This is a genomic window from Nostoc sp. NMS4, assembly GCF_017115095.1.
Classification (GTDB): Bacteria; Cyanobacteriota; Cyanobacteriia; order Cyanobacteriales; family Nostocaceae; genus Nostoc.
The window spans coordinates 1-2,864 of record NZ_JABXKI010000329.1 but is presented as its reverse complement, the minus strand read 5'-3'; the positions used below and the strand labels follow the sequence as shown (position 1 = coordinate 2,864).

At 41.2% G+C, this 2,864-nt stretch carries 1 protein-coding gene; it reads right to left on the bottom strand.

The features are described from left to right. Positions 1-202 precede the first annotated feature (202 nt). A partial coding sequence (locus tag HWQ37_RS29535; RefSeq protein ID WP_292753964.1) for a BPTD_3080 family restriction endonuclease occupies positions 203-2,864 on the bottom strand: 2,662 nt, incomplete at its 5' end.

Below are 2,864 nucleotides of genomic sequence, written 5' to 3'. Positions count from 1 at the left end.
CTGAGGATCTAAAGCTGTGTCACGCGGGTAGAGTAAAGCTTTTTGCGCTTTCTCTTCATCAGATAAAAAATCACGCAGTTCTTCTGTAGGGATATTCGTTCTTTTATCTTTATGCTTAACAGTACTAATTGGAGTTTTTTTAGACATAGTTCACAATTCTAACCATTAATTAATTACAAAGTTGACTAAGTATGAGCAATCACTAGGCTGCTTGAAGATTTTGCAGAAGTGATGATTTAGCATAACCATGACTAATAAAATTACGAATAGTATCTTCTGCATCCCAAGGGTCAGTGATTTCGATAAAATTCCACCTACCGAAACCACCATGTTGATTTATCGCTGGTATCCAAAGATTTTGGGTCGTAGCAACTTTCGCTGCTTTATCTTTTCTCGCTTCTCCTGATACCTCAACAATCAAATTCGATAAATCACCCTGCCCATCATTTATCCTTGCAATGAAGTCAGGCATATAGTTCTTTTGTTCACCATTTAAGGTATAGGGAATCAAGAAACCAAGTCCCTGGTTTTTGACATAACAAACCACTTTATTCATGTCTTCTAACACCTGCGCCATCTTCTGTTCCCAACTGTTGGTGTCAGCGACCACATGGGAAATATGACACTTCATAGGGTCAGTGACATAAACAGGACGGGCGGTGCTAAAGTCTACATAACTTGTTGAACCTATTGGGTCATAGGGTCGCAATATGGGTTTAAGAGATTTTTCACTTTCGCCAGCAACTATTGCCTGATAAATACAATCCGAGGCATCATGGGCAAACTCATTCAGCAGTAGCATTTGGGGATATGTCCCAGATTTGTAGGTGACGCATTCCCTTATCCACTGCTTTGCTATCTGCAATACTTGGGGAAATAGCCAAGCCTGAACTTCTGACTCAAACTCGCTGCATCGGAAATACTTTTCTAAGGTAAACTTCGCCAGTAAGAAAACTACTTCTTGTTCACGTTGCGATCGCAGGTCATCGAGGGTATGAATATTAGACAGACCAATGATAGGGGCAACTGTTGTGCTACTGGGTAAGTCCGCCGTAGATAGGGAATAGTCACAACCAGATTTACTAAAGTCTGGTGTCAGTTTTTTGCTGCTGATTTCGTAACGATAGCCTAACAACTTCGGGAAAGTAATTTCACAATCAATTCTTTCTGGAAGTGAGCGTACACGAGTAGGCAGTAACCCAGGTTTCGGGGTTTTGTTTGAACCAGCACAGGGAATAAAGGCAAAGGGAATACCATAGACTTCGGCATATTCCGGCTCAAACATCCCTTGGTCATTGCTGGTATAGCTAATGCGTCTTAAACCCCTTCCTACTACTTGTTCGCACAAAAGCTGAGTACCAAATGCCCGCACCCCCAAAATGTGAGTAACTGTATTGGCATCCCAACCTTCAGTCAGCATAGAAACTGAAACAACACAACGAATATGTTCACCTAACTTGCCAGTTTTACCGACTGTGTTTAATACTTCTCGCAACAGGTCTTCATTACTGATTTTGTCTGGGTCTTGACCTGGATATCTATTTCGATACTCAGCCTTAAACTCTTCTATTTCCCGTGCTGCTAGTTGCTTAAACTCAGCAGTCATACTTTCCCCAGATTCTAACTGCTCACTATCAATCAAGATTGTGTTAGGTCTAAATGCCCAATTACCATCTTTGACATTGTTAAACACGGATAACTGACCAGGGGTTAAAACAGGTCTGCCATCGGGGTAAGTTCTACCAGTATCCCAACCGCAGATATAGTCATAAACCATCTTAGAGACACTGGTATTGTTACAAACTACGATAAAAACTGGTGCGGTGAGTCCCTTGGCTTGTGCCTCAGAATTTTGCTCCCAGACTTTGAAACTCTTCTCGTAGTTGCTATACAGCGTCCGCAGCGCACCTTCTAATTCCTTGGGTAATTTTGGTTCTGGAGTTGGGGGAGCATTTTCTTTAGAACCCCTCCCTTTCTTGGGCAGATGGTCACGAATTAGCGTCCAAATATTGCGATAAGTAGGCAGTTCTCCCTTCATACTGTCATCAGATACAGGCACACGAGGGATTTTGACAATACCAGATTCAATCGCATCAATTAAAGAAAAATCTGATACTACCCAAGGATATAGCGTTCCTTCTTTATAGCCTGAACCTTTTAAAAAAAATGGAGTAGCTGAGAGATCATAAACTACCTTTACCCCTAATTTTTCTTGAATAGCTTCTAACCCAGAAATCCAAACCCTTGCTTCTTCTTCATTTTTTTTCGCTTCTTTTAAATCATCACCTTTATATTTTTCTTCATCACCACCAACACGGCGACGGTAACAGTGGTGTGCTTCATCATTAATGACAATGATATTTTTCTTAGTCCCCAGTCCTCGACATACGCGATTAACCATCTGGGATGGGGTTTCAGTAAATGGGCTTTCCTTGCCTTGCCTGAGAATGGTTTTAGTTAATGCCGCAGCATTGGTATGCTCTCTGGATTTGAAAGCATGATAATTGGTAATAACTATTTTGGCTTTCTCTAATTCTGCAAATAAATCTGAGGGTACTAAATCTAACTTTTTGTAATAGTTTTCTGGATCATTTGGCAATAATACACGCAAGCGATCGCGGATCGTGATCCCTGGCGCAACCACTAAAAACGTATCACTAAATTCTCGACGTTGAGGATTAGCAATTTTATTCAGCGAATGCCAAGCAATCAGCATCGACATGACGACGGTTTTACCGCTACCTGTCGCCATCTTCAACGCTTGACGAAATAGCAACGGGTTAGCGTCCTCTTTAAACTGGTTAAGCTTATTTTTAATCCAAGTATCTCCAGACTTCTCAGCAAGTTCAGTAATGTAAATAACT